Source organism: Streptococcus sp. 4155, from assembly GCF_013276695.1.
Classification (GTDB): Bacteria; Bacillota; Bacilli; order Lactobacillales; family Streptococcaceae; genus Streptococcus; species Streptococcus pseudopneumoniae.
In genome coordinates, this window is sequence record NZ_VMLM01000046.1 from 10,992 (window position 1) to 17,905 (window position 6,914).

Genomic DNA, 6,914 nt, shown 5'->3' on the forward strand with positions numbered 1-6,914 from the left:
TAAGACTGACGAAGTCAGTTACCTATACCTACGGCAAGGTGACGTTGACGTGGTTTAAATTTGACTTTCGAAGAGTATTACTCTCTCTTGTCACTGCTTTCTATTCTACCATAAAGTCCAGCCTTTGAAGAACTTTTACTAGAATACAAGGCTTCTGTCTCTATTTACCATCTTAAGCATCAAAAAAGAGGGAAGCTCCCTCTTTTACAAATTCAATGCTGCTAGGGTATCCAAATACTGGTTGTTGATGACCGCCAAAATATAGGTATCTGCCTTCAAGAGGTCATCTGGTCCAAATTCAACATCCAATGGGGAATTTTCCTGCTCTCGGAAGCCCAAAATATTCAGATTATATTTGTCACGGAGGTCTAATTTACTCAGACTTTGACCTGCCCAAGACTGAGGAATTTTCATCTCCACAATAGAGACATTTTTATCCAACTGAAAGACACCAACACTATTATGGAAAAGAATGGTATGTGCTAGAGACTGCCCCATTTCATACTCTGGCGAGACAACCGAGTCAGCTCCAATCTTTTCTAGCACTTTCTTAGCAGTCTGACTTTTGACCTTAGCAATAACAGTCGGTACCCCCAAACTCTTACAGTGCATAACCGCAAGCACACTCGACTCCAGATTTCCACCTGTCGCGACGACAACGGTATCGCAGGTATCAATCCCTGCTGATCTCAATAATTCTTCATCTGTGATGTCACCAATCACTCCACGCGCCAAAACTGGCTCAAACTGATTGATGCGCTCTGCGTGGTCATCAATAGCGATAATATTCATATCCTGCTTGGCTAGGGCAGCTAGGACACTGCTCCCAAAAATTCCCAATCCTAAAATTCCAATCGTACGATCTGACATTCTCTTTCCTTTCTTAACCAATACTAATATCTGCTTTCATATAGTGAATCATATCTTTCTTTTCTGGATGGTAATCTGCCAAGCTAACAAACAAGGTCAAGGGACCAATTCGTCCCATAAACATAAGTGGCATGATAACACTGAGAGCCAATTTCCCAAGATCAGAAGTCAAATTTGCCGTTACACCAACTGTACTAAGAGCTGAAATGGTTTCAAATATGAGGTGGATAAAGGGAGGATTGCCTTTGGCTGTCATCCCTAGCAGGATCAATCCTACCAAGAAGCTCATCAAAAAGATAATAAAGACACTAAAGGATTTTTGAACCGTTCGCGGCGCAATCGTTCGTCTCGCAACATTGGCATGAGGCAAGCCCAAAAGCTCACTTCGAGCAAAGACCAAGAGGACAAAAAATGTCGTAATCTTGAGCCCCCCAGCCGTTCCCCCAGGTGCCCCACCTAGAAACATCTGTAAGATATAAATCAAAAGAGTCACAGGATGAGCCTGAGTATAATCTATCGTAGAAAAGCCTGCTGTTCGCATCGTCACTGTTTGAAAAAAGCTAACTAAAACCTTATCGGCAACAGGGAGATTGCCAATCGTTCCAGCATTGTTCCACTCAAGAAAGAGAGTAGTTGCCGTTCCAAATAACAACAAACCTAGAGTCAATAATAGTACAAGCTTCGTATGAAAGTGCAGGCGCCCTTTTTTCTTTCTTCCTACATGACCAGCCAAATCAAACCAGACCATAAAGCCAAAACCACCTGTAATAATTAAGCCTGCAATCACCAGATTGACCAGTAAATCGGTCTGAAAAGCAAATAAACTGGTGCTCCCCAAATTATCAAAACCTGCATTACAGAAGGCGGATATAGCTAGAAAAATGGAACTAAAAAGACCGCGCCCCCAGCCAAGTTGTGGAACAAAACGAAAACTGAGGAATAGAGCTCCCAAACCCTCAACTAGAAAAGTTGTGAGAAAAATAGAATGGACAAACTTTCTCAAAGATCGAGTTTCTCCATAACTAAAACTATCCTGAATAGTTGCACGGCTACGAAGACTAAGCTTTTGCTTGCTCTGGATATAGAAAACCCCAATAAAGGTCATGAGCCCTAGACCACCGATCTGAATCAAGAGCAAACAGATTATTTGACCCCAGATATTATATGTGTGAGCTACTGGAAGGGTTGAAAGACCTGTCACACAGACTGCAGAGACAGCAGTGAAAAGATGATCAAAATAAGTCGCTCGTGAGCTTTCAACTTGGACAAAGGGCAAGCTCAAAAGAAGAGAGCCTAGTAAAATGACCAAGGCAAAACTCAAAAAAATACGACGGGCTGGCGATAAACGAGATAAGCCTAGCTCTATTTTTTCCTTAGATAATTTGAATAACATGTTTCCATTGTACCATAAAACAGAAGAAATATCTCAAATAGGAATGGACAAAACATCGCGTACGCTTATCCTAAAAAAGAGGTTATCCAAACTCGTCCATTTCTAGAAACGTCTAAAAACTACCGACTTCCTATTTTATTCGGCAAAAAATAATCAGCAATCAAGCTTTTAAAGTTCTCCTTCACTAAGATAAGAAACTGCCGAGAAAAGCGACTAAAGTTGCACAACACTTGCTAAACTCAGTTCTAACGCCTTCTCAAAAGCTTCCGATCCCCAGTCACGACTATCGTACTGGTCCAAGTCTGCTAAGGAATCAGCTGTGAACAACAATTCTCCCCAGAGAACCCCACGCAGTTGGGCTACTGCCACAAGCGCAGAACACTCCATCTCCACAACAGCACAGCCCTCTTCCTTACGATAAGCCACCTTTTCAGCCGTTTCTCGGTAAAAACCGTCTGTCGTCCAGGTCATGACTTCTTCATAGGGAATCCCTCTGACTTCCAAAACTTGCTCAATGGCAGCAATAGCCTCTGGCTGCATTTCCATATAACGGGAAGGTCCCACATAGTGATAACTAGCTCCTTCATCTCGTAGAGCACGAACAGGGACTAGAAAGGCATTTTCGTCTATATCGGCTAGCACACCACAGGTACCTGTGGAAATAATCTGCTCCACACCATAGCCAATCAACCAATCCATAAACTGGGATGCTGGAGCTGAACCGACAGGAGCCTGAGCCAGACAGACCTCCTCACCCTTATAGTTGATGACGTATACTGGGTAATTCTTGGTGGCAGAAACAAATTCGCCGACACAGTTGGCTCCTACTTCCCTCGCATAGCGGTCAATCTCCTCACCTAAGAAAGCATAGACACACTTCTTTGGCAACTGTAAATCCAACCCCTCGTGATTGGGCATGATAACCGCCTGAGGATTATCATCAAACTCTAAAATGGGAATCGCATGTTTCTGAATCATAACCCACCTCCTCTAATTTTGTACTATTGTATCAAAAACTGACAAAGTGTCAAGGAGGAAGCTGATGAACTGAGGAAAAGCTAATACTAGAATAAAAACCACTTTCTACAATTGATGCTCTGATTTTCATCACATCCTGTCTATCGAGCTAAGCAAATACGAGTCACAATTCCATCTGAGTCTGTGATTTCCAATTGGCTCGATGTCATCCATTTGATTGGTGCGTCAACTTCTTGTGCTCGTTGGGCAATCGTTAACAGTTCTTCTTTATGTGCGACTTCGATGACATAGTAGGCTAAACCTGGTAGGACTTGTTTACGCGGATCCAGACCTTTTCCTCCCCATTCGTTAACTGCTAAATGATGATGGTAATCTCCAGCCGCAATCCAACTAGCGCTAGGCACACTGAATTTATCCTCTAGCCCTAACACCTTTTGATAAAACTGGCTGGACTTTCGACTATCCTTGACGGAAAGATGAATATGCCCCATTCTCGTACCTTCTGTCAGGATAAAGGGCTCTACTCTTTCCCCCAACTCATAAATGTCCTGCGCCGCAAGAGCCTCCGTCACTCCGATAATGCGTCCATCTTCTCGAATATCCCATGTGGAAACTGGCTTATCTCGATAGAGTTCAATGCCATTTCCCTCCAAATCTTCCAAGTAAATAGCTTCACTGTAACCATGGTCTGCACCGCCGACAAGAGGAATCTGTAAATCTGTCAGGTGTTTCAAGACATCAGCCAAAGCCTTGCGTGTGGGTAAGAGAATGGCCAAATGGTAAAGACCATAATGTTCCCTCACTTCTCCGCTCTCTTGTGCTTGAATCAGCTGTACCAAGACTTTTCCACCAAGGCCTAGAATGGACTCTGTCTCAGTTTGAGATAAGATTTCTAAACCAATAACTTGCTGATAAAAGGCTGTTTGACTGGCCAAATCCTTTACATTTAAAACTGTCTCTGCCAAATAAATGTGACTCTTGTATTCATAGGTCATAAATGGTCCTCTTTTCTCGTTGTAATTATTACAACTATTGTATAATTTCCATCAAGAAAGTCAAGCCAGATAACTCAAAAATAACACCATTTCAGGATAATATAAAGTAAATCATTTCATAATAAAACGCATATTATCAAACTTTTCATCACCTGACAATATGCGTTATTTTAATTTTAAAGACTTTTTGACCAGCTTTTTTATTTCACAACAAGTTCATAACGTGTCTTACTGGTGAAGGTTTGACCAGCTTTAAGGATGACTTGGTCTTTGAGGTCGCTGTGAATGGCATCTGGTAAAGCTTGCGCTTCAAGGGCAATCCCATTGTGCTGCACCATTGGCTGACCAGCCACAAGTACACTCTCATCCACAAAGTTTGCTGTGTAGACTACAAAGCAAGGAGCCACTGTTTTGAAGAGTAGGAAACGACCTGAGTTTTGGTCATAAAGGAAACCAGCATTGTCATGACCTGCAGGAAGGGCAAATGGATGGTCCAAACCAGACACCAGCTGAATTTGCTCATCTTCTTCTGCAAAAATATCCTTCAACAAAGCACCATTGTAGATGTGTTTAACCACATCACGATTAGCATCTGGAGTTTTGGCCGGAACACCGTCGGGAGCGATTGGGTAAATACCCTCTGTGTTTAGTTGGAAGACATGACGGTCAATTGTCTGCGTAAAATCACCAGACAAGTTGAAATAGCTGTGGTTGGTTGGATTGACCAGCGTATCCTGATCGGTCATTACCTTGTAGCTGATTTCATAGGCACCAGTTTCTTCCAAGTTGTAGCTAATCCAAATCTTGAGATTACCAGGAAATCCTCCTGTCCCATCTGTACGCTCTGTGTAGAGGGTCAAGCCATGGTCGCTCACTTCAACCAATTCAAACAAACTCGAATCCCAACTAGTTGAACCACTGTGGTTACAGTTGCTAGCATTGTTGACTTCAAGGTCATAGGTCTTGCCATTAAGCTCAAAGGTCGCGCCAGCAATACGACCTGCCACAGGACCTACGCTAGCTCCATGCTTGGGGCTATTACCTACATAGCTATCAAAGTCATCAAATCCCAAAATAACGTTGGCAAAATTTCCAGCCTTATCAGGTGTGACATAACGCAAGATAGTCGCACCATAAGTCATGACTTCAAGCTGGTAGCCACCGTCCGTCTCAAAACGATAGGCCAAGACATCCTTGCCCTCAACATTTCCAAACACACGCTCTGTGTATGCTTTCATTCTGTTCTCCTTTTACTATTTCTCTCAAGCAAACAAACCATAGAAAGCCTACTGACAATCTATGGTTTATCTGATAATTTACAAATCCTCTTGTCAAGAATTCATAAACACTGTCTTACTTTTGATATTCGTGGATGATAACACCTTGTACCACACGGTTTACGGTACCTGTAGGAGACGGTGTATCTGGTTTATTTTCTACCTTGAGTGAAGTCAATAGAGCAAAGAGTTGGGCATAAACGATGTAAGGGAAGACACGATAAATATCATTCAAGACACCGCCACAACCAAGGACCACTTCTTTGACATTTTCAAGACCAAAAGCTTGATCACTCAAAAGCACAACACGACGAGCAATCTGGTCACCAGCAACTTCACGAACCAAGTCTAAGTCGTACTTGCGAGTGTAGTCTGTCCTTGTACCAAAGACCAAAACAACTGTATTTTCGTTGATAAGAGATTTTGGACCGTGACGGAAGCCAACTGGGCTTTCATACATGGTCGCAACTTGACCAGCAGTTAATTCCAAAATCTTGAGCTGAGCTTCATGAGCAAGTCCAAAGAAAGGACCAGCGCCTAGATAGATGACACGGTTAAAGTCTAAATCAACGAGCTCTTTGACATCTTCTACCTTGTCTAAAACTTTACGGGCAAGACTAGATACAACTTCAAAACGTTCAGACTTAACAGCAAATTCTGTAGGATCAAAGACCAAGAGAGCTGTCAACATCATAGACGTAAAGCTAGAAGTCATGGCAAATCCAGCATCATTAGAGACAGCTGGTTGCAAGAGCAAGAGATTACGGTCATCACCGTGAGCTTGAAGAGCCAATTTACCATCTGCTGCACAAGTAATCGTCACTTGATAAAGCTCATCCACCAAGGATTTGGCCAAATCAACAGTCGCCACACTTTCAGGCGAGTTCCCACTACGAGCAAAAGACACAAGGACAGTTGCCACATCTTTTTTCAAATAGGTTGCTGGATTGGCAACGATATCTGTTGTTGCAATGGCATTGAAATTCCATTTGCGTTCGTCATAGACTTCCTTAAAATAAGGTAGCAAGGTATCTCCCACATAAGCAGAAGTCCCAGCACCTGTCAAGATAACCTTAATATAGTCATGTTTATCAGCGATTTCTTGTAGGAAGGCTGCAATTTCTTCACGTTTTGCTTGATAAAATTCAAAAGCTTCTCTCCATACATCAGGCTGTTGGTAGATTTCACGCGTAGTGATTTCTGCACCCAATTCGAGCAAGTCTTCTTTTGTATAATATAGCATTGAGTTCCTCTTTTTCTATTAAAGATGGGAATGGGAGTAAACTCCATTCCCATGTATATTCTATATAAAATGCTCTAACGATTTTCACGTTGTCACATGAATTGAATCGAGTTCCAACTAAAATCTGTAGGAAACTAGCCGCAGGCTGCTCAAAGCAC

At 42.4% G+C, this 6,914-nt stretch carries 6 protein-coding genes; all 6 read right to left on the reverse strand.

All coding sequences use genetic code 11. The annotated features are described in order from the left end of the window. Positions 1-204: 204 nt before the first annotated feature. Positions 205-870 carry a TrkA family potassium uptake protein gene (locus HT715_RS06145; protein ID WP_001283900.1) on the reverse strand — a complete coding sequence of 222 codons (666 nt, stop codon included), beginning with the start codon at positions 868-870 and terminating at the stop codon, positions 205-207. A 13-nt stretch (positions 871-883) separates the two neighbouring features. Next, on the reverse strand, positions 884-2,263 hold the full coding sequence (locus tag HT715_RS06150) for a TrkH family potassium uptake protein (RefSeq protein WP_000897723.1): 1,380 nt from the start codon (positions 2,261-2,263) through the stop codon (positions 884-886). A gap of 213 nt (positions 2,264-2,476) precedes the next feature. Then, positions 2,477-3,241 carry a nucleoside phosphorylase gene (locus tag HT715_RS06155; protein ID WP_138706016.1) on the reverse strand — a complete coding sequence of 255 codons (765 nt, stop codon included), beginning with the start codon at positions 3,239-3,241 and terminating at the stop codon, positions 2,477-2,479. A 140-nt stretch (positions 3,242-3,381) separates the two neighbouring features. Continuing rightward, entirely contained in the window at positions 3,382-4,236 is an 855-nt protein-coding gene (locus HT715_RS06160) for a VOC family protein (protein WP_138705030.1), read from the reverse strand. 200 nt (positions 4,237-4,436) lie between these two features. Further along, positions 4,437-5,474, reverse strand: coding sequence for an aldose epimerase family protein (locus HT715_RS06165; protein ID WP_050261343.1), 1,038 nt, complete (start codon positions 5,472-5,474; stop codon positions 4,437-4,439). A 115-nt stretch (positions 5,475-5,589) separates the two neighbouring features. Further along, entirely contained in the window at positions 5,590-6,756 is a 1,167-nt protein-coding gene (locus HT715_RS06170; protein WP_023932934.1) for an SIS domain-containing protein, read from the reverse strand. Positions 6,757-6,914 lie beyond the last annotated feature (158 nt).

Excerpts from the sequence above, each read along its gene's own strand:
- HT715_RS06170 (WP_023932934.1), bottom strand. The coding sequence starts at position 6,756 with ATGCTATATTATACAAAAGAAGACTTGCTCGAATTGGGTGCAGAAATC.
- HT715_RS06150 (WP_000897723.1), bottom strand. The coding sequence starts at position 2,263 with ATGTTATTCAAATTATCTAAGGAAAAAATAGAGCTAGGCTTATCTCGT.
- HT715_RS06145 (WP_001283900.1), bottom strand. The coding sequence starts at position 870 with ATGTCAGATCGTACGATTGGAATTTTAGGATTGGGAATTTTTGGGAGC.
- HT715_RS06155 (WP_138706016.1), bottom strand. The coding sequence starts at position 3,241 with ATGATTCAGAAACATGCGATTCCCATTTTAGAGTTTGATGATAATCCT.
- HT715_RS06165 (WP_050261343.1), bottom strand. The coding sequence starts at position 5,474 with ATGAAAGCATACACAGAGCGTGTGTTTGGAAATGTTGAGGGCAAGGAT.
- HT715_RS06160 (WP_138705030.1), bottom strand. The coding sequence starts at position 4,236 with ATGACCTATGAATACAAGAGTCACATTTATTTGGCAGAGACAGTTTTA.